Source organism: Mesorhizobium sp. P2_D1 (assembly GCF_056404455.1).
Genome location: NZ_JBFUDZ010000012.1, coordinates 57,772 through 80,044, shown reverse-complemented (window position 1 = coordinate 80,044; position 22,273 = coordinate 57,772). Strand labels below are relative to the sequence as shown.

Genomic DNA, 22,273 nt, shown 5'->3' with positions numbered 1-22,273 from the left:
TGGAAACCAAAGATCTCAGCTTTCCCTGGTCCGTTCCTTTTTCGCGACGTGGCGGGCGATCAGCCAGGCAAACACGGCCACCGTCAAACCAATGCCAAGCCCGACCAGCAACCGCTCGTGATGCATCAATGCCTGGCCGACGAAGTGTTCGGCCCCCAAACCAAAGACATAGCCAACCGTGCTGAACAGCACAGCCCAGATCACCGATGACATGGCGTTGAGGATAATGAAACGCGGCGCCGCGATGTTGGAAAGGCCGGCCGCGATGCCGCCGACAAGGCGCATGCCGTAGATGTAGCGGTTCGACAGCACGAAGATGTCGGGATGGGTGTTGAGCAGGCGAAAGGCCCGGCGGAAACCAGGCCGCCTGCGCAATCTGACGACGTAGGGATGGTCGGCAAAGCTTCGTCCGAGAATGAAGAAGAAGGTGTCGCCGACGAAGGCGCCAAGGGCGGCCGCCAGGACGGTATGCCACAGCACGAAGACTTGCTGGTGCGCGAAGAAGCCACCGAGGATGGCCGCACTTTCACCTTCCGCGACACAGCCGAGGAAGACGGCAAGCAGTCCGTATTGTTCGATGAGATGATGGATCGTTTCGGTCATGAAGGCGGCTGCTGCTGCGACAGCCTTTCGTCGATCCGCTTGACGAGGTCGGCCAGCCGCACCATCTCGTCGCGCATGCCGAGGATCTGGCCGTGGCGGAGTTCGTCCAGCTTTTCATGCAGCGCCATGATCTCGATCTCGGCTTTCAAATTGACCTCGTAATCGTGGGCGGCGTCGATGCGGTCGCGCTCGGTCTGGCGGTTCTGCGCCATCATGATCACCGGCGCTTGCAAGGCGGCGATCATCGACAGCACGAGGTTGAGGAAGATGAACGGGTAGGGGTCGAAGGCGTCGCGCGACAGGAGCCAGACATTGCCGGCGGTCCACAGGACCAGGAACGCGATGAAGGTCAGGATGAAGGACCACGAGCCGCCGATGCGGGCAATCGTATCGGCGAGGCGGTCGCCAAAGGTCTGATGGAAGGCGACGGCCTTGTTGGTGTCCCGCGAAATGGTGGTGCGTTCGAGCGTCGATTGCAGCACTCGGCTTTCGAGCTGGCTGAGGCCGTCCGGCCGTCGCTTGAGCCAGCGGTTCGCCAGGTCGTCGATCGTCTTGTTCATGGCCGTCTCCAAGGTCTTGGCTTGCCTAAAGCGCGTCGCGTTGAAACGGATTCAAGCGACGCGCTGTAGGTCTTTGTTCTCATGCATGTCGTTGTCTCAAAACCGGGGCCACTTTTGAGCGACATGCACTAAGAGGTAGAGGCTGCCGGCCCTCACGGGAAGTGTTACATTGTCGCGAACAGCGAGGGATCGATGGCCGATTTTCAGAAAATTCGCCTGCGTGCGGCAAAACGCAAGGGCGGTGAGGCGGAGCTTTCGTCACTTTTGGGGCCGGCGCCCGACAATGCCGCCGTGGCTGACATCGCTGACGATCGCATTCTGTCTGTTATGGCCGAGCGCGTCTTTGCCGCCGGTTTCGTCTGGCGCGTCATCGAACAGAAATGGCCGGGCTTCGAAGAGGCCTTCCTCCACTTCGAGCCGAAGCGGCTGTTGTTCCAGCCCGATGATTTCTGGCACGATCTGACGGCCGACCAGCGCATCGTGCGCAATCCGCAGAAGATCAAATCGGTGCGCGACAATGCTGCCTTCGTCGAGCGGGTGTCGAAGGAATATGGCGGTTTCGGCAAATTCGTTGCGGACTGGCCTGCGGACGATCAGGTCGGGCTGATGGCCTATCTCGGCAAGCATGGCAGCCGGCTCGGCGGCAACACCAGCCAGTATTTCCTGCGCTGGCTGGGCTGGGATGCCTTCGTCATTTCGGGTGATATGGGTGCGGCATTGCGCGATGCCGGCCTCGACATCGCCGAAAGCCCGACCTCGAAGAAGGATCTCGACAAGATCCAGAAGCAGATCAATCAGTGGGCGACGGAGACGGGCCTGCCGCGCCGGCATATTTCGCGCATCCTGGCGATGTCGATCGGCGACAACCATTCGCCGGAAGCGCTGCGCGAATATATGGGCGACGACTGATTCCCGGTCGCCCAGCGGCGATCTGACAATTGGTCTGGACACGAATGACATATGTCATTCGGTCTGGATTGGTCCAAACGAACGCCATTGCTCGGGCAAATTTGCCGCGCTAAGTCAGCAGCATGACCAAGAAGCTCGACATCCTGCGCATCGCCGTGGCCCAGCTCAATCCGACTGTTGGCGACATATCAGGCAATCTCGCCAAGGCGCGCGAGGCGAGGGCGGATGCAGCCCGCCAGGGCGCCGATGTCGTGCTCTACACCGAGCTCTTCCTCGCCGGCTATCCGCCGGAGGATCTGGTGCTGAAGCCGGCCTTCCTAAAGGCCTGCGAAAAGGCGGCGCAGGACTTTGCCGCCGATACCGCCGATGGCGGCCCGGGCGTCATCATCGGCACGCCGCTGAAGCGCAAGAGCGGCACGCACAATTCGATCGTCTTCGCCGATGGCGGCAAGATCATCGCCGAGCGCTACAAGCTCGATTTGCCGAACTACGGCGAATTCGACGAAAAGCGCGTCTTCCAGGCTGGACCCGAGATCCAGGGGCCAGTCAATTTTCGCGGTGTGCGGATCGGGATTCCGATCTGCGAGGACATCTGGGGCGATGTCGGCATCTGTGAGACGCTGGCCGAAAGCGGGGCCGAGATCCTGCTGGTGCCGAACGGCTCGCCCTACTATCGCGCCAAGATCGATGTCCGCCACCAGGTCGTCATCCGCCAAGTCATCGAATGCGGGCTGCCGATGATCTATGCCAACCAGCTTGGCGGCCAGGACGAGCTGATCTTCGACGGTGCGTCGTTTGCAATCGGTTCCGACAAGACGCTGGCCTTCCAGATGAGCCAGTTCGAGGAAGCGGTCGACGTCACCACCTGGAAACGAACGGATGGCGGCTGGATCTGCTCTGAAGGGCCGATGTCGAAGATCCCGGACAGGGAGGAGGCCGACTACCGCGCCTGCATGCTTGGCCTGCGCGACTACGTCAACAAGAACGGTTTCAAGAACGTCGTGCTCGGCCTGTCGGGCGGTATCGATTCGGCGATCTGCGCGGCGTTGGCCGTCGATGCGCTTGGCGAAGAACGCCTGCGCGCGGTGATGATGCCGTATCGCTACACCTCGAAGGACTCGCTGAAAGACGCCGAGGATTGCGCCCGCGCGCTCGGGTGCCGCTATGACATCGTGCCGATCTTCGAGCCGGTCGAGGGCTTTCTGCACACGCTGACGCAGCTTTTCGAGGGCACCAAGGAAGGCATTACCGAGGAGAATTTGCAGAGCCGTGCGCGCGGCACCATCCTGATGGCGATCTCCAACAAGTTCGGCTCGATGGTCGTCACCACCGGGAACAAGAGCGAGATGTCGGTCGGCTACGCCACGCTCTACGGCGATATGAACGGCGGCTTCAATCCGATCAAGGACCTCTACAAGATGCAGGTCTACGCGCTGTCGCGCTGGCGCAACAGCCACGTGCCGCCGGGCGCGCTCGGGCCTTCGGGCGAGGTCATTCCGAAGAACATCATCGACAAGGCGCCGTCGGCGGAATTGCGCGAGAACCAGACCGACCAGGATTCGCTGCCGCCCTATCCGGTGCTGGACGATGTCCTCGAATGCCTGGTCGAGAACGAGATGGGAGTCGACGACATCGTCGCACGCGGCCACGACCGGGCGACGGTGACACGCATCGAGCACCTGCTCTACATCGCCGAATACAAGCGCCGGCAGGCGGCACCGGGCGTGAAGATCACCAGGAAGAACTTCGGCCGCGACCGCCGCTATCCCATCACCAACCGTTTCAGGGACCGCAGCTAGATGGCGGTCGTGGACCGAAAGCCCGCGCCATCTCGCGGGCAAGGGTGCAGCCGTGCCCGAGTGTGAGATCAGCTTCGACATATCACGGATCGATTTCCGAACGACATCCGACCTGTTGATGGCCAGCTATTGGGGTGCTGGACGCAACGATGAGTTCCATCGGCGAGCCTTTGCCAATTCGCTTTGTGTGGGCGCCTATCTAGATGGAAAACAAGTCGGTTTCGGCCGGGCGATCACCGACCGCATGGTGTTTGCCTATCTTGCCGACATCATCATCTGGCCGGAGCATCGCGGGCAGGGCATAGGGTCGCGACTGGTCCAGGCACTCATCGACCACCCCGAACTCAGCACGGTTTCGCACTGGAGCCTGTCGACCAGCGACGCACACGGGGTCTATGAGAAACTGGGCTTCAAGGCATCGACGGATGGTCGATACATGCGCCTCGATCGCATTCCGCAATGACGAGCGTGCGACCATGGCGACATCCGCCGTTGTTGCAAAATAACCTCAGTGCTTGGACCAGATAGACTTTCGACATGAGCCGATCTTGGCGATGCATCGGGGCGTCTTTATAAGGACCGTTCCGCGATTCATTTGCGGGAGGTCCGAATGGCTGTATTTCAAATGGTAATGCGAGGCCGCGAAGCCTAGGTCTCATCCGGCGCTCAGCGAGGGTTTGCCCTCGCGCCGATGCCGGATTGAGCACAGGCTTATGCCGATGCCGGTCGCCGCCCGATTACGGGCGAGACGCCAAATATGCCACTCCGCATTCTGGGCAATCGCTAGCCCCTTGCGCGGCTTCTTCAATTTTCGACCTTACTGGGATCGGGCTCGTTTGCGCCCGAATGACATCATGGCTCGTTTCAGAATCGATTTGCGCGCGAGCGCCTTTCGCAGCGTTCTTGGTTTCACGCTCACCCATTGGCGGCGTCAGCCGTGGCGGCTTTCGCTTATCATGGGCGGCTTCCTGTTGTCGACGCTGGCCGACGTTTTGACGCCGCTTTATTCAGGCCGGCTGGTCGACGCCGTCGCCAGCAGCGCCGGCGCCGATGCCATTGCCTGGAATGCCGCGATGACCGTGTTCTCGATGCTGATGGCGCTGGCGTTGACCGGCGTCGTGCTGCGCAACCTTGCCTTCATGGCGATCGTCGAGCTGACGCTGAAGATGATGGCCGATATCGCCGCTGACACCTTCCATCGCGTCCAGCGCTTTTCCACCGACTGGCATGCCAACAGCTTTGCCGGCTCGACCGTGCGCAAGGTGACGCGCGGCATGTGGGCGCTCGACCTGCTCAACGACACGATCCTCATCGCGCTGCTGCCGTCCGTCGCTATGCTGGTTGGCTCGACGCTGCTGCTCGGCTGGTTTTGGCCGCTGATGGGCGTGGTCGTTGCCGCCGGATCGGTGCTGTTCATCGCGGTGACGGCGATGTTGTCGCTCGGCTATGTCGCACCGGCTGCGCGGCTCGCCAACACCTGGGACACGCGCCTCGGCGGCTCGCTGGCCGACGCGGTGAGCTGCAACGCCGTGGTCAAGGGCTTCGGCGCCGAGGAACGCGAAGAGCGACGCCTCGCCAGGGTCGTCGCCAAATGGCGTGCGCGCACGCGGCGGACCTGGGTGCGCGGGACCATCAACGGTACCACGCAAGGAGCGCTGTTGCTGGTCATGAGAGCCGCGGTGATCGGCCTGGTGTTGATGCTGTGGTCGTGGGGGCAGGCTAGCGCCGGTGACGTGGCCTTCGTGCTGACGTCGTTCTTCGTGCTGCAGGGATATCTCAGAGATATCGGCACCCATATCCGCAACCTGCAGCGTTCGATCAACGACATGGAGGAGCTGGTCGAGTTCCAGTCCGAACCGCTCGGCATCGAGGACCGGCCCGGCGCCAAGCCGATCCGGATCACGCTGGGGGCTATCCGCTTCGACAACGTCACCTTTCACTACGGCAATCACCGATCGCCGCTTTATCGCGACTTTTCGGTCGATATCGCGCCGGGTGAACGTGTCGGCCTCGTCGGCCATTCGGGTTCGGGCAAGACGACTTTCGTCAAGCTGATCCAGCGGCTCTATGACGTCAATGCGGGAAGAATCCTGGTCGACGGCCAGGACATCGCCCAGGTGGCGCAGGCGTCGCTGCGCGGGCAGATCGCCATCGTCCAGCAGGAGCCGATCCTGTTCCACCGGTCGCTGGCCGAGAACATTGCCTATGCCCGGCCGACGGCGACGCAGGATGAGATCGAGCACGCGGCGCGGCTGGCGAGTGCGCATGACTTCATCGCCAACCTGCCGAAGGGCTACGGCACGCTGGTCGGCGAACGCGGTGTGAAACTGTCGGGCGGCGAGCGTCAGCGCGTGGCGATCGCGCGCGCTTTCCTTGCCGATGCGCGCATCCTGATCCTGGACGAGGCGACATCGAGCCTCGATTCGGAATCGGAGGTCCTGATCCAGCAGGCGATGGAACGGCTGATGGTCGGGCGCACGACGCTGGTCATCGCGCACCGGCTTTCGACGGTGCGGGCGCTGGACAGGCTGCTGGTCTTCGATCGCGGCAAGATCGTCGAGGAAGGCTCGCATGACGAGCTGATCCGGCTGAAGGGCGGCATCTACCGCCGGCTGTTCGAGCGTCAGGCGCTCGAACTGACCAAGGGACTGGTCATCTGATCTGAAGTGGCCTCCGGCTCCGGCCGGAGGCCACCTCTCGGGCTCCATCGCGGTTGCAATAGAGCGGGCTTTCGTCAGTCGGTTGGAGTGACGCGAACCATATCCAGGGCGTTCCAGATCCTGAGTTTTGAGACGTCTTGTTTACGTTGTTTCTACTACTGGTTGGTATAAGCCTGCTCTAGGCAACCCAGAGACGGTCTATGCATATCCTGGAATCCGACTAACCTGCCCAGGATTTCGCTCTGCGGCAGATAGGCTTCAAGATGCATCTTGTTTCCGCAAATGCCGGTTCGGAAAAGGTGGCTGCGCCGTCGGTGCTGGAAACTCGGCACGGCTCGGTTCGGCCGCTCGCTGCCGAAGATCTCGAGAGCGTCGCCGCACTCTTCCTGGCGAAGTTTCGCCAGCGGCGGCGTCACCTCCTCGATCGCGCGATCGCGGACACGGCCGAATATATGAGAACGATTTATCTTGGGCCTGCCGGCCAGCCCGGTGAGAGCAACGCTCTGGTCCAGATCAGCCCGCAAGGACGTCTAGGTGGGTTCCTCGGCGTCCTGAAAGCCCGCTACGAGCTCAACGGAACGGCATTGAATGCGGCAATCATCGGTCCGCTCATGGCCGACCCCGGCACCGATCACGGCTCGGCCGGACCGCAATTGCTGCGTGCCTTGAATCAAGGAAAATTCGATCTGCAGCTGACCGATTCGGCCAACCGGACATCCTTGGCCTTCGCGCGCCCGATGAAGTATCAGCTGCTGCCGGTCCATTGTCTGGGATGGACCTGTGTTTTCCGGCCGGCCGCTATGGCCGCCGCCGCACTGCACCGCAAATGGCCTGGCCTGCCTCGCTTGGCGACCGATCCCTGCGCGAGAGCATTCGATGTTCTCGCTAATGGAAGGTTCGAGCACCCCGTCCCGCCTTCGTCGTCGCATCGTGTCCACCGTGAGCCGATCGATGCAGCGCAATTTGCCGAGCGGCTGCCGACCCTCCTGTCCGATTACTCGCTTCGGCCGAGTTGGAGGGATGGCGAGCTGACACGGCTGCTCGCGCTGGCGGCCGAGAAGCGGGCCGACGGGCCACTTCATTTCGGCGGGACTTACGACGAAACGGGCAAGATGCTCGGTTGCTACGCCTTCTACGGTCAAGCCGGCGGCATTGCGAACCTGTTGCAAATCCAGGCCTCAGGATCCCACTGGGGCGCGACGCTGGATGGCCTTATCGCGACCGCGTGGGATATGGGCTGCGCGGGCATCAGCGGGCAGACGCAGGGCAGATTCATGCCCCAACTCTTCGGCTACAAGAATGTCTTCTTCCGCTATGCCGGGGGGACGATGGTTCGCTCGCGGATCGCTGAGGTCACGGAAGCGGTCCGCTCCGGCGACATCTTTATCGGTGGGTTGATGGGCGACCGCTGGACCCGCCTCAGTTCCGATGACTTCGGCCGCTGATCGCCTTCGACGACTTGTTCGTCGGCGCCAGCACGCATGTCTATACGCCGACTGAGCGCACGCCGCCCCGGTCTTTTCATTGCGCGCGTCCTGTTCTATGTCTGCCGCACCGCGCGGGGGCGCGTCTTGTCAATCACAAAAGCATCCGGTACGCCCCGCTCATGACAGTTACCGTTCGTTTCGCCCCGTCGCCAACCGGCCGCATTCATATCGGCAATGCGCGCACCGCCCTGTTCAACTGGCTGTTTGCCATGAACAACAAGGGCCGCTTCATCCAGCGTTTCGACGACACCGACATTGCCCGCTCGAAGCAGGAATTCTCCGACGCCATCCTCTACGATTTGCATTGGCTGGGCATTTTCCCGGATGCCACCGAATACCAGTCGCGGCGTTTCGAGGTCTATGACGCGGCGGTGGAGAGGCTGAAGGCGGCCGGCGTTCTCTACGCCTGCTACGAGACGCCGGAGGAGCTCGACCTCAGGCGCAAGGTGCGCCGGACGCGCGGCCTGCCGCCGGTCTATGGCCGCGAGGCGCTGGCGCTTTCGCCGGAGCAGATCGCCGAATACCGGGCCGATGGGCGCCGCCCGCACTGGCGCTTCCTGTTGCCCAATTTCTCAGGCGATCCACTACAACCCGAACGTACCGAAATTCACTGGAACGATCTGGTGCGCGGCGAGGAAACCGTCGACCTTGCCTCACTCTCCGACCCGGTTCTGGTGCGCGAGGACGGCACCTATCTCTATACGCTGCCTTCGGTGGTCGACGACATCGAGATGGGCGTCAGCCATGTCATCCGCGGCGACGACCACGTCACCAACACCGGCGTGCAGATCGCCCTGTTCCAGGCGCTGGCTGCCGAGCCGCCGGTGTTCGGCCACCACAACCTTTTGACCACGGCATCGGGCGAGGGGTTGTCGAAACGCACCGGCGCGCTCTCCATCGAGAGCCTGCGCGAGGACGGCATCGAGCCGATGGCCGTCGCTTCGCTCGCCGTGTTGGTCGGCACCTCGGAGAATGTCGCGGCTGTGCCAACGATGGCCGAACTCGCCGAACGCTTCGATCCGGCGGCGACATCGAAATCCGCGGCCAAGTTCGATCCTGACGAGCTCTTCGTGCTCAACCGGGCGCTGTTGCACCATATGCCGTTCTCCGAGGCACAAGACCGGCTGATCGTGCTCGGCGTCTCGGGTGACCAGGCCGAGCCGTTCTGGCTTGCGGTGCGCGGCAATCTCGACAGGCTGGCCGATGCGACAAGCTGGTGGCGCATCTTGCGCGAGGGCCCGCAGGAGAGGCCGGAATTTTCCGATGACGACCGCGATTTCCTGGGTCAAGCGTTCGACCTGCTGCCGGAGGAACCTTGGAACGGGACAGTCTGGAAAGAGTGGACGGGCAAGATCAGGGAAGCAACCGGCCGCAAGGGCAAGGCGCTGTTCATGCCGCTCAGGCTCGCGCTTACCGGGCTGCCTTCGGGGCCGGAGCTTGCAGATCTATTGCCGCTGATGGGTCGGGAAGGAACGTTGGCCCGACGACCCTGACCTTGCGCTGGTCCGGTGGCAAGGCTGACACCGGCGAGGTCACCGGCTTGGCGGAAAGCCGCTTGATCGCCTCGCGGTCGAGTCCGCCCTCCACATTGGCCAGGGTTTCCGGATCGGTACCCGGATCGGGCTTGGTAGCCGGAACCGGAATGGACGGTGTCGCATCCGTTTCGGGCTGGGACTGCTCAGGATTCGGCGGGTTGCCGGCGATGACCTGGAAATTCCGCGCGGCGTTGCAGCCGCAAGCCGGCGGCCGCGGCATGTTGGACTGCTTGTAGAGATAGGCGGTCGGCAATTCGCTGTAGGGCCGGCCGGTGACCGATGACGTCATCTCAGCCGAATCGTCATCCATCCCGCGCGAATAGAAGACCTGCATCTCTGTGCCGGGGCAGCTTGATTCACAATTCTTCTGGTCGCGCTCGAAATCGCTCGTCGAAGCCGAATTCGACATCGGGAAGAAATAGCCGTCGCAGGTGCGCACGCACGTGGTGTGGAACTCGCCGCCGCCGACGCTCGAAAAATCCGGTACGCCGGGCCGGTTGAGCACCCTGCTGACATCGCGCTCCTCGCCCGGATCGTCAGGCTCATCGAGCGCATCGAGCTGCTGGCTGTTGCCGCCGAAAAGCTGTTCGAACAGGTTTGCGTTGCCGTCTTCACGGTTCGCTTCCTGCAGCRGCGCTCGCTGCGGTGCAACGGTGTCGTCGCGGCAACCCTTGGCCTCGAGCGCCGCCAGGATGCGGCCACGGTCGCGGCGCGAGCCGCCGCTGGCGAGCTTGGCGCGCTTGGCCTGCAGGCTATCGAGATTGGCAGTCATGCGATCGATGGTGGCGTTGAGCCCGGCGCATTCTCTGACATTGCGGCTGAACAGCGAAAAGCCGCAACCGGCACTGCTGGATTGGCTGCGGGCCCTGGAGATCTGTTCGCGCTGCCTTTCAATTGCCGCGTCGTATTTGCGGATCAAAGCCGCGCCACCAGCGCCGCCGCGCGAGGCAGCGGCAAGATCGGCTTCCAACTGACGGCAGACGCGCGAGGCGGCCTGCGGCTCGGTGACCGCGATGGCTGAAAGCACGAGCGCGCCAAGCAGCGCAGCAACATGCGTCAGCTTCCACCTTTCGCCCGTCATAGTCCGAAAACCCCGCCTGCTTGCCTGTGCGATGCTACCGGATTCGCGGTTAATCGTTCCCTCAATCTACAACCAAAGATGGTCTTAGCCCAGAGACGCGCCGTCGCGGATGTTCGGGTTCAGTCTCTGCCGTGAGATTCCGACGCTGCATGAAAAAGGCGTATTCGCCCAGAAAAAATGCCCGAATCCAGCGCGACCCGGAGGCTTGGCATGATCGCGATTACCCGTCGAACCGCGCTACAACTCGCTCTCTTGTGCCTGGCGCCGCCCGCTGCCATGGCGCAGGAGGAGCCCGATGCGCCGGACTGGCGCAGTCGATTGGTCGACGCCGCGCGTGAGCAGATCGGTGTCACCATCCTCTACGACCCAACCTATATGCGCTTGACCTATCCGGGTGGCGATGTCGCGCCGGAGCGGGGTGTGTGTACCGATGTCGTGGTCCGCGCCTATCGCCGCGCCTTCGGGCTCGACCTGCAAAGGCTGGTGCATGAGGATATGTTGGCTGATTTCGCGGCCTATCCGAAGATTTGGGGCCTGAAAGCGCCCGACCGCAACATCGACCATCGCCGGGTGCAGAACCTTGCCGTCTTTTTTGGACGGCGTGGTGTTTCCATGCCGGTCAGCCAGGATCCCGTCGACTTTCAACCGGGCGACCTCGTTACTCAAATGCTGCCCGGCAACCTGCCGCATATCGCCATCGTCTCATCAAATCGTTCAACGGAAGTGCCGGAAAGGGCGCTGGTCATCCACAATATCGGCCAGGGCGCCCACGAGGACGACACGTTGTTCGCCTTTAAGCAGACCGGGCATTTCCGCTTCGCGCCTGCCTGATCAGCCCAGATTGACGACCGCCTGTGCCTTGTGAGCGGCTTCGACCACGGCAAGCGCTGTCATGTTGACGACGCCGCGCGAGGTAACCGACGGCGTCAATATATGCGCCGGCATGTCGGTGCCGAGCAGGATCGGTCCGACATGCAGCGCGTCCATCATGGTCCTGAGCGCGGATAGCGTGATGTTGGCCGAATCGAGGTTGGGGAACACCAGCAGATTGGCTTCGCCCTTCAGTCTGGAGTGAGGATAAACGCGCTGGCGCAGATGCTCTGACAAAGCCGTGTCCGCGTGCATCTCGCCGTCGCACTCCAGTTCGGGCGCGATGCGCGCCAGGATCGCGGCCGCTTGCCGCATCTTGAGCGCGCTCGGCGAATCGCGCGAGCCGAAATCCGAATGAGACAGCAGCGCTGCCTTCGGCTCGATGCCGAAACGCTGGATTTCTTCCGCCGCCAGCACGGTCATCTCGGCGATTTCCTCGGCGGTCGGGTCGACCGAGACATGCGTGTCGGTCAGGAAGATGATGCCGCGCTGCGAGATCAGCATCGAAAGCGTCGACAGGTCGTGATCCTTGATGCCGAGGCGGGGGCCGATGATCAGGGTGACGTTGCGCAGATGCCGCTCGAAACGTCCTTCGAGGCCGCAGACCATCGCATCGGCATCGCCACGCTTCAGCGCCAGTGCGGCGATCACCGTGTTGTCGGTACGCACCATAGTACGGGCGGCTTCCGTCGTCACGCCGCGCCGGCCGGCGAGTTCGATCAAGAGGTCGACATAGTTGCGATAGCGCGGATCGTCCTCCGGATTGATCAGGCCGAAGTCGACACCGGGCTTGATACGCAGGCCATAGCGTTTCAGGCGCACTTCGATGACGTGCGGGCGGCCGATCAGGATCGGTTCGGCGATGCCTTCCTCGAGCACCACCTGGGCGGCGCGCAGCACGCGCTCGTCCTCGCCATCGGCATAGATGACGCGCTTGGCGGTCGATGCCTTAGCGGACGAGAACACCGGCTTCATCACCAGTCCGGAGCGGAAGACGAAGCGGTTGAGCTTGTCGATATAGGCGGCGAAATCGGTGATCGGCCTTGTCGCGACGCCGGTGTCGCAGGCTGCCTTGGCGACGGCCGGGGCGATGCGCAGGATCAGGCGCGGATCGAAGGGCGAGGGGATCAGGAAATCTGGCCCGAAGATTGGCGTCTCACCAGAATAGGCGCGGGCCGCGACATCGGACGGTTCCTCGCGGGCTAGCGCCGCGATCGCCCGCACCGCCGCCATCTTCATCTCCTCGTTGATGGCACTGGCGCCGCAGTCGAGCGCACCGCGAAAAATGTAGGGAAAACACAGGACGTTGTTGACCTGATTGGGAAAATCCGACCTGCCGGTGCAGATCATCGCATCGGGACGGGCGGCGCGCGCCGCTTCCGGCATGATCTCCGGATTGGGGTTGGCCAGCGCCAGGATCAGCGGTTTCGGCGCCATGTGCTGCAGCAGTTCCGGCTTCAGCACACCTGCCGCCGAAAGACCGAGGAAGACGTCGGCGCCGGGGATCACGTCAGCCAGCGTGCGCGCGTCAGTGTCCTTCACATAGGGGTCTTTCCAGCGGTCCATCTCGTCGACGCGGCCTTTGTAGGCGACGCCGAAACGGTCAGTGACCCAGATGTTTTTCACCCGTGCGCCAAGCGAGACCAGCAGATTGAGGCAGGCAAGGGCGGCCGCACCGGCGCCCGACGTGACGATCTTGATGTCCGATATCGTCTTGCCGGCGAATTCCAGCCCGTTGAGCACAGCGGCGGCGACGATGATGGCTGTGCCGTGCTGGTCGTCATGGAAGACCGGAATGCCCATGCGGGCCTTCAGCTGCTCTTCCACTTCGAAGCATTCCGGCGCCTTGATGTCCTCGAGGTTGATGCCGCCGAAGGTCGGTTCCAGCGCCGAGATTGTCTCGACCATGCGCTCAATGCCCGGCGCGTCGATCTCGATGTCGAAGACGTCGATGCCGGCGAACTTCTTGAACAGGACAGCCTTGCCTTCCATCACCGGCTTGGAGGCGAGCGGGCCGATATTGCCGAGGCCGAGCACGGCCGATCCGTTGGAGACGACGCCGACCAGATTGGCCCGCGCCGTATAGTCGGCGGCGGTCGCCGGATCGTCGCGGATTTCCAGGCAAGGGGCGGCGACGCCTGGCGAATAGGCGAGCGCGAGGTCGCGCTGGTTGCCGAGCGGCTTGGTTGCCTGGATTTCGAGCTTTCCCGGCCTTGGGTGCTTGTGGAAGTAGAGGGCGGCTTCGTCGAGGTCCGAACGTGCCGTCTTCTTGGTCTCGCCTTCCATGCCGGCCGCTCCCTCGAAATCTGCCTGGAGAGTCCTTTTAGCATGCGGCCAAGGTTTGTCGCGACGCTAAATGACGCGCCGGCAGCTTTACCCGGCGGCGCGTCTAAAGCACCATTATATCAGATGTTTATGCCGATTTCATCGCATTTGAGTCTTGCTGCGTACAGGCGCGTCGATCAAAAGGCGCTGACATAGAGGCCGCCGTCGACGGGTATGTTCTGACCGGTCAGATAACCGGCATGGACCGAGCACAGGAAGGCGCAGATCTGGCCGAATTCCTCCGGTGTGCCGAGCCGCTTGGCCGGAACATCGGCGCTGATGCGGGTCTTGCGCGCGGCGGCCGCCGCTGGATCCTCTGGTGTGCCGGCGTCATGCGGGCCACGCAGCCGGTCGGTGTCGAGTTTGCCCGGCAGCATGTTGTTGATGGTCACGTTGCGGGCGATCACCGTTCGCGCCACGCCGGCGAGGAACGAGGTCAGGCCGGCGCGCGCGCCCGACGACAGGTCGAGGCCGGGGATGGGGACGTAGACCGACAGCGAGGTGATGTTGACGATGCGGCCAAAGCCGCGCGCTGCCATGCCGTCGATGACGGCCTGCACCAACTCGACCGGCGTCACCATGTTCTGGGTGACGCCTTCAAGGATCTTCGCCCGATCGAGCTCACGGAAATCCCGCAGTGGCGGGCCGCCATTGTTGTTGACGAGGATATCGGGTTCGGGGCACGCGGCGAGCAACGTCTTCTGAACCTCCGGCTTCGAGACGTCGCCGACGACTTCGGTCACCGTCACGCCATAGCGCTCGCGCAGCTCTGCGGCGGTCTTGGCCACCAGCTCCGCATTGCGGCCGTTGACGACGATGTCGCAGCCGGCTTCTGCCAGCGCCATGGCGCAGCCGCGCCCAAGCCCCTTGCTGGAAGCGCAGACAATGGCTTTCTTTCCGCGAATGCCGAGATCCATGATGATTTTCTCCTTGTGAGCCGGCGGCAAGCTAGTCCTTCGGCTGGACCAATCGCAACCGTCATACGGTTGTTGCATGAATCGGGGCATAGCCTGCGCGAAAGCAAGGGTGAAATCGCGATGTCAGGCCAAGAGCCCCGCACTTTCCGCAGCATGTTCATTTCCGACGTTCATCTCGGCTCGAAGGCGGCCAAGGCCGAATTCCTGATCGATTTCCTTCGATATCACGACGCCGACATCATCTATCTGGTCGGCGATATCGTCGATGGCTGGCGGCTGCGGCGGAGCTGGCACTGGCCGCAAAGCCACAATGATGTCGTGCAGAAATTGCTGCGCAAGGCGCGCAAGGGCGCCAACATCACCTACATCGCCGGCAATCACGACGAGTTCGCGCGCCAGTTCCAGGGCGTGCATTTCGGCGGCATCGTGGTCGCCGACCGCGCCATCCACGAGACCGCCGACGGCAAGCGGCTGCTCGTCATCCATGGCGACCAGTTCGACACCGTCGTCCACAATGCGCGCTGGCTGGCCTATCTCGGCGACCACGCCTATGACGCGGCCATGCTGGTCAACCGCGTGGTGACGCGGCTGCGCCAACTGCTTGGCCTGCCGTACTGGTCGTTTTCGTCCTGGGCCAAGGTCAACGTCAAGAAGGCGGTGAATTTCATCGGCTCGTTCCAGACCATGCTTGCGGAAGAGGCGCGCCGCTCGCATGTCGACGGCATCATCTGCGGCCATATCCATCACGCCGCCATCGAGAATTTTGGCGACGTCCAATATATCAACACCGGCGATTGGGTGGAAAGCTGCACGGCGGTGGTCGAGCATTTCGATGGCCGCATGGAAATCCTGACCTGGGCGCAGGTGCTGCCCGAGGCGCCGGACGAACCGTTTATCCCGTTGCTCCTCGAAGACCGGGTCGGGCAGGCGGCCTGACGCGGATCAATCGATTAGGCCAACCGGTTTCGCCCGGTTTTCCCCCATGTTAAGGGATCGATACACGTTGCCGTCCGGTCGAGTGCAGCGTTATTGGATCGATTCATGTCGCTGCCGCCGCTTTCGCCCGAACAACTCGTCAAGCCGCGCCATTTCGAACTGCGCATGAGCCTGATCTTCGCGACGCTGTTCGTGCCGCTCGGAACGCATGTGCCCTATTTCCCGCTGTGGCTGCAGGCCGAGGGTTTTCATCCCGAGCAGATCGCCGTCATTCTGGCGGCGCCGATGTTCCTGCGCGTGGTGACGACGCCGTTGCTGACCGCACTTGCCGACAGGGCCAGGGACCGCGCCGATATCTATGTCGCGCTGGTGGCGGCGTCACTGCTGCTGTCGGCCGGTTATTTCCTGACCCCGAGCTACGCCATGGTGCTGGCGGTGTCGCTGGCGCTGACCATCGTCTGGACGCCGCATTCGCCGATCGCCGACTCGCTGGCACTTTCGGGTGTGCGGCGGTTTGGCTCGAACTATACGAGCATGCGCAAATGGGGCTCGATCTCCTACCTGTTCGCCAATGTCGCCGGTGGCTTCATCCTGTCGGCAACTGGCTCCGGGGCTGTTCCGGTGATCATCTTCGCATCGCTTGCCGCAGCCCTTGCGGCCGGCTTGCTGGCGCCGCGTCTCGGCCGTCCGCGACGCGCCTCGCCGCTGTCGGCAACCGACATCCAGCATGTGGCGCCGAAGCTTCTCAACCCATATTTCCTGTATTTTTCGATCGGTGTCGGCGTCATCACCGCCAGCCACGCATTCCTGTACGGCTTCGTCTCCATCTACTGGAAATCGATCGGCCTCAGCGATTCGGTTGTCGGCCTTTTGTGGGCCTGGGGCGTGGTCGCGGAAGTTTGCATGTTCATGATGTTCACCCGCTATTTCAGCTCGTTCTCCGTTGTCTCGATCATGGTGATGGCGGGTATCGGGGCGATCGTGCGCTGGATCGCCTTTCCGCTTGTGTGGCCGCTCGGCCTCGGCGTTGCCGGATTTTTCGGCGTCCAGACGCTGCATTCGGTCTCAGTGGCGCTGGTGCTGATCGGTCTGCAGAAGATGATCGGCGAAACGGTTTCCGAAGAGCGGACAGGTGCTGCGCAAGGCATCGCCTATTTCTCCAACGGCTTCTTCATGGCGGTGGTGACGCTGGCGTCCGGCCCGCTTTACCACCGCTTCGGCGTCGACGGCTTTTTTGCCATGATCCCGATCGCCTTGATCGGTCTGGTGCTGATCGGACTTGCGGCGCGCTCAGCCCCAAAGCGCCGTATCAGGCGGTGACACCAGCGATCCCTGGTAGACAAGGCCGGGCACACGGTCGCGGGCAAGCAGGAGCGGRCCGTCGAGGTCGACGAAATCGGCATCCTGGGCGAGCAATACCGCCGGCGCCATCGCCAGCGACGTGCCGACCATGCAGCCGACCATAACGCCGAAACCGAGTTCGCGGGCGCGATCGCGCAGCACCAACGCCGCTGTCAGCCCGCCCGATTTATCGAGCTTGATGTTGACGGCATCGTAGAGGCCGACCAGCGCTTCGAGATTCTCAGCCTCATGCGCGCTTTCATCGGCGCAGATCGGTACGGGATGCGCGATATGGCGCAGGATCTCGTCTTTGCCGGCCGGCAGCGGCTGTTCAATCAGCGCGATGCCTTGCTCGGCGGCAAAGGCGAGGTTCGCGGCGATGTTGTCGTCGGTCCAGCCCTCGTTGGCGTCGAGGATGATACGGCTGTCGGGCGCGGCTTGCCTGACGGCGCGGATACGGGCGACGTCGTTGTCGCCGCCGATCTTGACCTTGAGCAGCGGCCGCGCCGCATTGGCACGCGCCTGCGCCGCCATCGCCTCCGGTTCACCCAACGACAGCGTGTAGGCCGTTTCAAGTGACCTTAGCGACACAGCGCCAATGGCAGCAGCCACCGGTATCCCGCTGATCTTTGCTTCCAAATCCCACAGGGCGCAGTCGATGGCGTTGCGGGCAGCTCCAGCCGGCATGGCATCAAGCAGGGCGTTCCGGCTGATGCCGGCGGCGATCCGCTCTCGCATGGATTCGATCGCCTCATGGACACCATCCATGGTCTCGCCATAGCGCCTGTAGGGAACGCATTCGCCACGGCCAGCGTGGCCGTCTTCGCTGATCGTGCAAGTGATGACCTCGGCTTCGGTCTTGGAACCGCGTGAGATGGTGAAGGTTCCGGCGATGGGGAAACGTTCTGCCTCAACCGAAATGACACGCGCCATATTTTTCTGCTCCGGCTATGCAACAACGGGCGAGTCGGCAAATCGACAGCTTGGTTCCGTCAGGCTAAACAGGACGCCATGTTGACCATCGGCAAGCGCGACGCAAGCGGCACGACCGCGGGGGAGGCTGACCACGAACCGCGCGTGGCGATCGGCGAGGAGGACGGCGTTCTCGGCTGCGTATTCTCGGGAATCTGGACGACAAGGACCGTCGCGCTGATCGACGCCGACATGCGCAAGATTGAGAAGCGAAGTGGTTTCAATACCTTGGCGCTCGATCTTTCCAACATCGAGAAGATGGATACCGCCGGCGCCTGGCTGATCGACCGGCTGGTCTGTGCCTTCGAGAAGAAGGGCGTCAAGATCAGCATGCAAGGTCAGAGCGAGATTGCCAACATCCTGCTCGACGCGGTGGGCGAGGCCGTCCGGCGCGAACCCGAATCCGGTCCGGCACGGCCACCCAACATCGTCATTCGGGCGCTGGAGGCGGTCGGCCGGCGCGTCTACGAGATGCGCGACGACTTCCTCGCCTCGATGAACATCCTCGGCGCCACCATCCGCGGCGCGCAGATGAAGCTCGGCCGTGGCCATGCCGTCAACCCGGCGGCGATCTTCAACCAGATCGACCGCATGGGCGTCGGCGCCATTCCGGTGGTGGTGCTGATGTCGGCGATCGTCGGTGCCATCGTTGCCCAGCAAGGTGCCTATCAGCTCAGCTACTTCGGCGCCGATATCTTCGTCGTCGACCTGGTCGGCGTGCTGATCCTGCGCGAGCTTGGCGTGCTGATGACCGCGATCATGATCGCCGGCCGCTCCGGAAGCGCGATCACCGCCGAGATCGGCTCGATGAAGATGCGCGAGGAAGTCGACGCGCTGAAGGTCATCGGCCTCAACCCGATCGGCGTGCTGGTCTTTCCGCGCCTCGTGGCGCTGGTCATCGCCTTGCCGTGCCTCACCATCATTGCCAATTTCGCGGCACTTGGCGGCGGTATCGTCGCGGCATGGCTGTACTCCGATATCGCGCCTGCTGCCTTCATCGACCGGCTGCGCGTCGCCATCGACCTCAGCACCATTTTCGCCGGCCTGATCAAGGCGCCGTTCATGGCCATGATCATCGGCACGATTGCCTCGGTCGAAGGCATGAAGGTCGGCGGCAGCGCCGAATCGCTCGGCCAGCACGTGACCGCCTCGGTGGTCAAGTCGATCTTCGTCGTCATCATCCTCGACGGGCTTTTCGCCATCTTCTACGCAGCGATCGAGTTCTGAGATGGCGCTGCTGAGCAGGAAAAAGCCGGTCGCGATCGCGGACGAAACGGGCGAGGGCGACATTGTGCTTTCCGCGCACAACATCACTGTCTCATTCGCCGACAAGCTCATACTCGACAAGCTGTCGCTCGATATCCGGCGCGGCGAGATCCTTGGCTTTGTCGGTGCCTCGGGCGCCGGCAAATCCGTTCTGCTGCGCACCATTCTTGGGCTGACGCGCAAACAGTCGGGCACGATCAAGCTGTTCGGCGTCGATGTCGAGAAAGCCAGCGACGTGGAGCGTCTGCGCGTCGACATGCGGCTTGGCGTGCTGTTTCAGCATGGCGCCCTCTTTTCGGCGCTGACAGTACTGGAAAACGTCCAGGTGCCGATGCGCGAATATCTCGACCTGCCGCGAAAGCTGATGGACGAACTGGCGATGCTAAAGATCGAGCTGGTCGGGCTGCCGCCGGACGCCGCGCAGAAATTTCCGTCCGAACTTTCCGGAGGCATGATCAAGCGGGCGGCGTTGGCACGGGCGCTGGCGCTCGACCCCGACATCGTCTTCCTCGACGAGCCGACMTCCGGYCTCGATCCGATCAGCGCGGCGGAGTTCGACGAACTGGTCGTCAAGCTGCGCGATACGATGGATCTGACCGTTTATATGGTGACGCACGATCTCGACACGCTTTTCACCGCTTGCGATCGCGTGGCCGTGCTCGGCAAGAAGAGAGTGCTGGTCGAAGGCACCATTGACGACATGCTGAAGAGCGAGGAGCCGTGGGTAAAATCCTATTTCCGCGGAAAACGCGCCCGGCAACTTGATCTTGCGGCGCGCGCATAGCCATAAGTGGGACAATGGAAACCAGAGCCAACTACGTTATTGTCGGCATTTTCACGCTGGCCGCGATCCTGGCGGCGTTTGCCTTCGTCTACTGGACGGCGGCGATCGGCGACAAGGGCGAGACCACGTTGCTGCGCGTGCGTATTCCGGGCTCGGCTTCCGGGCTTGGCCGCGGCAGCTTCGTGCTGTTCAACGGCGTCAAGGTCGGTGATGTCAGGCGCGTCTATATCGATGTCGACAATCCGACCGTCGCCATCGCCGACACCGAGATCGATCGCCTGACGCCGATCACCAAGTCGACGCAGGCGGATATCGGCCTCGCCGGCCTCACCGGACAGGCCAATATCGAACTCAAGGGCGCTGACCCCAAGGAAGTAAAGCTCCTCGACCAGGCCGAGAAGGAGGGCAAGGTCGCCGAGATCGTCGCCAACCCATCGGCGGTGACCAACCTGCTGCAGACGGCACAGAACATCTTCTCGCGCGCCGACAAGGTGCTTTCTGAGCTTGAAGGCTTCACCAAGGATGTGCGCGGGCCGCTGACCCAAACCGTCAAGAACGCGCAGACCTTCTCAGATGCGCTGGCCAAGAATTCGGACGGCATCGACAAGTTCCTCTCCAGCGTCAGTGCGCTCTCCGACGAGCTGAAAGGCGTTTCCGGCAAGCTAGACGGCACGCTGAAAGCAGCCGAAGGCCTGCTCAATGCCGTCGACAAGGACAAGATCAAGAGCATCGTCGCCAACGTCGATACGGCAACCGCGAATCTCAAGGAAACGTCGACGCAGCTCGACGGCGTCATCAAGAATGTCGACACCGCTGTCGGGTCGGTCAACGATTTCGCCAAGCAGACGCAAGGCACGCTGGCCAAGGTCGATGGTGTGCTCGACGGTATCGATCCGGCGCAAGTGCGCTCCGCACTGGCCAACATCCAGAAAGCCAGCGAAAACGCCAACAAGGCCGCAGCCGACATCGCCGAGGTGACCGACAAGTTCGCCAATCGGGCCGACGACATCGACCAGACGATCAAGGATGCCAAGCAACTGGCACAGCGGCTCAACGATGCCTCGGTGCGTGTCGACGGAATCCTCGCCAAGGTCGACACCTTGCTCGGGTCGGGCCAGGCCGACGGCGTGATGGCCGACGCCAGGGAAACGCTGAAATCGTTCAAGCAGGTTGCCGACACGTTGAATGCCCGCCTGGGCGTCATTACCGACAATCTGGCGCGCTTTTCGGGCCAGGGGCTTTCGAATGTCGAGGCGCTGGTGCAGGACAGCCGCCGTTCGATCAGTCGCATCGAGGAGGCCGTAACCGATCTCAGCCGCAATCCGCAGCGCATCCTTTCGGGTGGCGATGGCGAGGTTCGGCAGTTCGATGGCAGGGCGCGGCGTTGACTTCGGCTCCGGCACGTCCCAAGAACATGAGCCGCGAAAGCGGGTTGATCTTACGATCCGGGGACAACGGGGATCGCGCGTGAAGTCTGTGTGGGTGAGAACGGGCGGGTTGACATCGGCTGCGGCACTGCTTGCCCTGACACTAGCGGGTTGCGCGGTGTTGGGCGGCAAGCCTGCGCCGCTCGACACGTTCGAGCTGTCGGCGCCTTCGGTCGACGCGCATGGCCACAGCCGCCGACAAATCCTGATCGCGCAGCCGTCGGCACTCAAGGCGTTGGACAGCCAGAACATCGTCATCAAGCCCTCGGATCGCTCGATCCAGTATCTCAAGGGCGCGCAATGGGCCGACCGGCTGCCGCTGATCGTGCAGGCGCGGCTGGCCGAGACGTTCCAGCGCTCAGGCAGCTTTGCCGGCGTCGGCAAGCCGGGTGAGGGCCTGGCTATCGACTACCAGGTAATTGTCGAGGTCCGGTCTTTCGAAGTCCGCGTCGACAGCGGCGAGCACGCTGAGGTCGACCTGTTCGTGCGGATATTGAACGACCGCAATGGCGAGGTGCGCGCCTCCAAGAGCTTCACCGCATCGGCGCCCGTTTCAGGCAGCGGCAATCCTGCCTATGTCAGGGCGCTCGACAGCGCGTTTGGAGATACCGCCAAGCAGATCGTGCGTTGGACGGATTCGGTCATCTGATCGCCGTAAACGCTTGATCACCCAACGTTTTTCATAATGCGGGCGGCTGAAGCCGTGCAAGGGACGCGGCGCTTGCGGACGTACCGAAGAGCACAAAATCGGCTGAAATGAAAAAGGCGGGAAATTTCCCGCCTTTTTTCTTTTGCCCTATC

The 22,273-nt window shown here is 62.7% G+C and carries 19 protein-coding genes; 13 read left to right on the top strand and 6 right to left on the bottom strand.

Translation table 11 applies throughout. The features are described from left to right. Positions 1-15: 15 nt before the first annotated feature. On the bottom strand, positions 16-603 hold the full coding sequence (locus AC1D0I_RS11770) for a DedA family protein (protein WP_477227329.1): 588 nt from the start codon (positions 601-603) through the stop codon (positions 16-18). After that, on the bottom strand, positions 600-1,163 hold the full coding sequence (locus AC1D0I_RS11765) for a DUF1003 domain-containing protein (protein WP_477395219.1): 564 nt from the start codon (positions 1,161-1,163) through the stop codon (positions 600-602). The genes AC1D0I_RS11770 and AC1D0I_RS11765 overlap by 4 nt, the downstream gene beginning before the upstream one ends. Before the next feature lie 192 nt (positions 1,164-1,355). Here AC1D0I_RS11765 and AC1D0I_RS11760 point away from each other — a divergent pair, with 192 nt between their 5' ends. The 6 genes from AC1D0I_RS11760 (at position 1,356) to gltX (ending at position 9,511) form a co-directional block, all read left to right on the top strand. Further along, positions 1,356-2,072: a DNA-3-methyladenine glycosylase I gene (locus tag AC1D0I_RS11760; protein ID WP_477395217.1), complete on the top strand. Its 717-nt coding sequence runs from the start codon at positions 1,356-1,358 to the stop codon at positions 2,070-2,072. A gap of 122 nt (positions 2,073-2,194) precedes the next feature. Further along, positions 2,195-3,871 (top strand): NAD+ synthase, encoded by a 1,677-nt coding sequence (locus tag AC1D0I_RS11755; RefSeq protein WP_095085111.1) that lies wholly within the window; start codon positions 2,195-2,197, stop codon positions 3,869-3,871. A 52-nt stretch (positions 3,872-3,923) separates the two neighbouring features. Continuing rightward, positions 3,924-4,334, top strand: a complete 411-nt coding sequence (locus tag AC1D0I_RS11750; RefSeq protein WP_477304181.1) for a GNAT family N-acetyltransferase — start codon at positions 3,924-3,926, stop codon at positions 4,332-4,334. Between the two features lie 391 nt (positions 4,335-4,725). Then, the gene (locus AC1D0I_RS11745; protein WP_477395215.1) at positions 4,726-6,531 is read left to right on the top strand and encodes an ABC transporter ATP-binding protein; all 1,806 of its coding nucleotides are present in this window, start codon (positions 4,726-4,728) and stop codon (positions 6,529-6,531) included. Positions 6,532-6,794: 263 nt separating this feature from the next. Next, positions 6,795-7,976: a hypothetical protein gene (locus tag AC1D0I_RS11740; RefSeq protein WP_477395213.1), complete on the top strand. Its 1,182-nt coding sequence runs from the start codon at positions 6,795-6,797 to the stop codon at positions 7,974-7,976. Between the two features lie 161 nt (positions 7,977-8,137). Further along, positions 8,138-9,511, top strand: a complete 1,374-nt coding sequence (gene gltX / locus AC1D0I_RS11735; protein ID WP_477395211.1) for a glutamate--tRNA ligase — start codon at positions 8,138-8,140, stop codon at positions 9,509-9,511. On the opposite strand, the gene AC1D0I_RS11730 is transcribed toward gltX, so the two are convergent. Continuing rightward, positions 9,429-10,634, bottom strand: a complete 1,206-nt coding sequence (locus tag AC1D0I_RS11730; RefSeq protein WP_477395209.1) for a DUF2865 domain-containing protein — start codon at positions 10,632-10,634, stop codon at positions 9,429-9,431. The genes gltX and AC1D0I_RS11730 overlap by 83 nt on opposite strands. Before the next feature lie 210 nt (positions 10,635-10,844). Here AC1D0I_RS11730 and AC1D0I_RS11725 point away from each other — a divergent pair, with 210 nt between their 5' ends. Beyond that, the gene (locus AC1D0I_RS11725) at positions 10,845-11,465 is read left to right on the top strand and encodes a DUF1287 domain-containing protein (RefSeq protein WP_477395208.1); all 621 of its coding nucleotides are present in this window, start codon (positions 10,845-10,847) and stop codon (positions 11,463-11,465) included. Here AC1D0I_RS11725 and AC1D0I_RS11720 read toward each other — a convergent pair whose 3' ends face one another. Together AC1D0I_RS11720 and AC1D0I_RS11715 are read right to left on the bottom strand one after the other, a co-directional pair. Beyond that, positions 11,466-13,790: an NADP-dependent malic enzyme gene (locus tag AC1D0I_RS11720; protein ID WP_477395206.1), complete on the bottom strand. Its 2,325-nt coding sequence runs from the start codon at positions 13,788-13,790 to the stop codon at positions 11,466-11,468. It abuts the gene before it with no gap. A 176-nt stretch (positions 13,791-13,966) separates the two neighbouring features. Then, on the bottom strand, positions 13,967-14,746 hold the full coding sequence (locus AC1D0I_RS11715) for an SDR family oxidoreductase (protein ID WP_477395204.1): 780 nt from the start codon (positions 14,744-14,746) through the stop codon (positions 13,967-13,969). 120 nt (positions 14,747-14,866) lie between these two features. Between AC1D0I_RS11715 and AC1D0I_RS11710 the strand changes: the two genes are divergently transcribed. Together AC1D0I_RS11710 and AC1D0I_RS11705 are read left to right on the top strand one after the other, a co-directional pair. Then, positions 14,867-15,682 (top strand): UDP-2,3-diacylglucosamine diphosphatase, encoded by an 816-nt coding sequence (locus AC1D0I_RS11710; RefSeq protein ID WP_095085153.1) that lies wholly within the window; start codon positions 14,867-14,869, stop codon positions 15,680-15,682. A gap of 105 nt (positions 15,683-15,787) precedes the next feature. After that, positions 15,788-17,002: an MFS transporter gene (locus tag AC1D0I_RS11705; protein WP_477395202.1), complete on the top strand. Its 1,215-nt coding sequence runs from the start codon at positions 15,788-15,790 to the stop codon at positions 17,000-17,002. On the opposite strand, the gene dgcA is transcribed toward AC1D0I_RS11705, so the two are convergent. After that, complete coding sequence (dgcA, locus tag AC1D0I_RS11700; RefSeq protein WP_477395200.1) at positions 16,973-17,956, bottom strand: N-acetyl-D-Glu racemase DgcA; 984 nt, start codon at positions 17,954-17,956, stop codon at positions 16,973-16,975. The genes AC1D0I_RS11705 and dgcA overlap by 30 nt on opposite strands. Before the next feature lie 78 nt (positions 17,957-18,034). On the opposite strand from dgcA, the gene AC1D0I_RS11695 reads away from it, so the two are divergent. The 4 genes from AC1D0I_RS11695 (at position 18,035) to AC1D0I_RS11680 (ending at position 22,121) form a co-directional block, all read left to right on the top strand. Next, on the top strand, positions 18,035-19,222 hold the full coding sequence (locus tag AC1D0I_RS11695; RefSeq protein WP_477395198.1) for an MlaE family ABC transporter permease: 1,188 nt from the start codon (positions 18,035-18,037) through the stop codon (positions 19,220-19,222). 1 nt (position 19,223) lies between these two features. After that, the gene (locus AC1D0I_RS11690; protein ID WP_457151843.1) at positions 19,224-20,045 is read left to right on the top strand and encodes an ABC transporter ATP-binding protein; all 822 of its coding nucleotides are present in this window, start codon (positions 19,224-19,226) and stop codon (positions 20,043-20,045) included. A gap of 14 nt (positions 20,046-20,059) precedes the next feature. Next, entirely contained in the window at positions 20,060-21,433 is a 1,374-nt protein-coding gene (locus AC1D0I_RS11685) for an MlaD family protein (RefSeq protein WP_477227321.1), read from the top strand. Between the two features lie 79 nt (positions 21,434-21,512). Further along, positions 21,513-22,121: an ABC-type transport auxiliary lipoprotein family protein gene (locus AC1D0I_RS11680; RefSeq protein WP_477395197.1), complete on the top strand. Its 609-nt coding sequence runs from the start codon at positions 21,513-21,515 to the stop codon at positions 22,119-22,121. The last annotated feature ends 152 nt before the right edge of the window (positions 22,122-22,273 follow it).

Excerpts from the sequence above, each read along its gene's own strand:
- gltX (WP_477395211.1), top strand. The coding sequence starts at position 8,138 with ATGACAGTTACCGTTCGTTTCGCCCCGTCGCCAACCGGCCGCATTCAT.
- AC1D0I_RS11685 (WP_477227321.1), top strand. The coding sequence starts at position 20,060 with ATGGAAACCAGAGCCAACTACGTTATTGTCGGCATTTTCACGCTGGCC.
- AC1D0I_RS11705 (WP_477395202.1), top strand. The coding sequence starts at position 15,788 with ATGTCGCTGCCGCCGCTTTCGCCCGAACAACTCGTCAAGCCGCGCCAT.
- AC1D0I_RS11755 (WP_095085111.1), top strand. The coding sequence starts at position 2,195 with ATGACCAAGAAGCTCGACATCCTGCGCATCGCCGTGGCCCAGCTCAAT.
- AC1D0I_RS11715 (WP_477395204.1), bottom strand. The coding sequence starts at position 14,746 with ATGGATCTCGGCATTCGCGGAAAGAAAGCCATTGTCTGCGCTTCCAGC.
- AC1D0I_RS11695 (WP_477395198.1), top strand. The coding sequence starts at position 18,035 with ATGTTGACCATCGGCAAGCGCGACGCAAGCGGCACGACCGCGGGGGAG.
- AC1D0I_RS11710 (WP_095085153.1), top strand. The coding sequence starts at position 14,867 with ATGTCAGGCCAAGAGCCCCGCACTTTCCGCAGCATGTTCATTTCCGAC.
- AC1D0I_RS11770 (WP_477227329.1), bottom strand. The coding sequence starts at position 603 with ATGACCGAAACGATCCATCATCTCATCGAACAATACGGACTGCTTGCC.
- AC1D0I_RS11725 (WP_477395208.1), top strand. The coding sequence starts at position 10,845 with ATGATCGCGATTACCCGTCGAACCGCGCTACAACTCGCTCTCTTGTGC.
- AC1D0I_RS11720 (WP_477395206.1), bottom strand. The coding sequence starts at position 13,790 with ATGGAAGGCGAGACCAAGAAGACGGCACGTTCGGACCTCGACGAAGCC.
- AC1D0I_RS11760 (WP_477395217.1), top strand. The coding sequence starts at position 1,356 with ATGGCCGATTTTCAGAAAATTCGCCTGCGTGCGGCAAAACGCAAGGGC.
- AC1D0I_RS11765 (WP_477395219.1), bottom strand. The coding sequence starts at position 1,163 with ATGAACAAGACGATCGACGACCTGGCGAACCGCTGGCTCAAGCGACGG.
- AC1D0I_RS11745 (WP_477395215.1), top strand. The coding sequence starts at position 4,726 with ATGGCTCGTTTCAGAATCGATTTGCGCGCGAGCGCCTTTCGCAGCGTT.
- AC1D0I_RS11740 (WP_477395213.1), top strand. The coding sequence starts at position 6,795 with ATGCATCTTGTTTCCGCAAATGCCGGTTCGGAAAAGGTGGCTGCGCCG.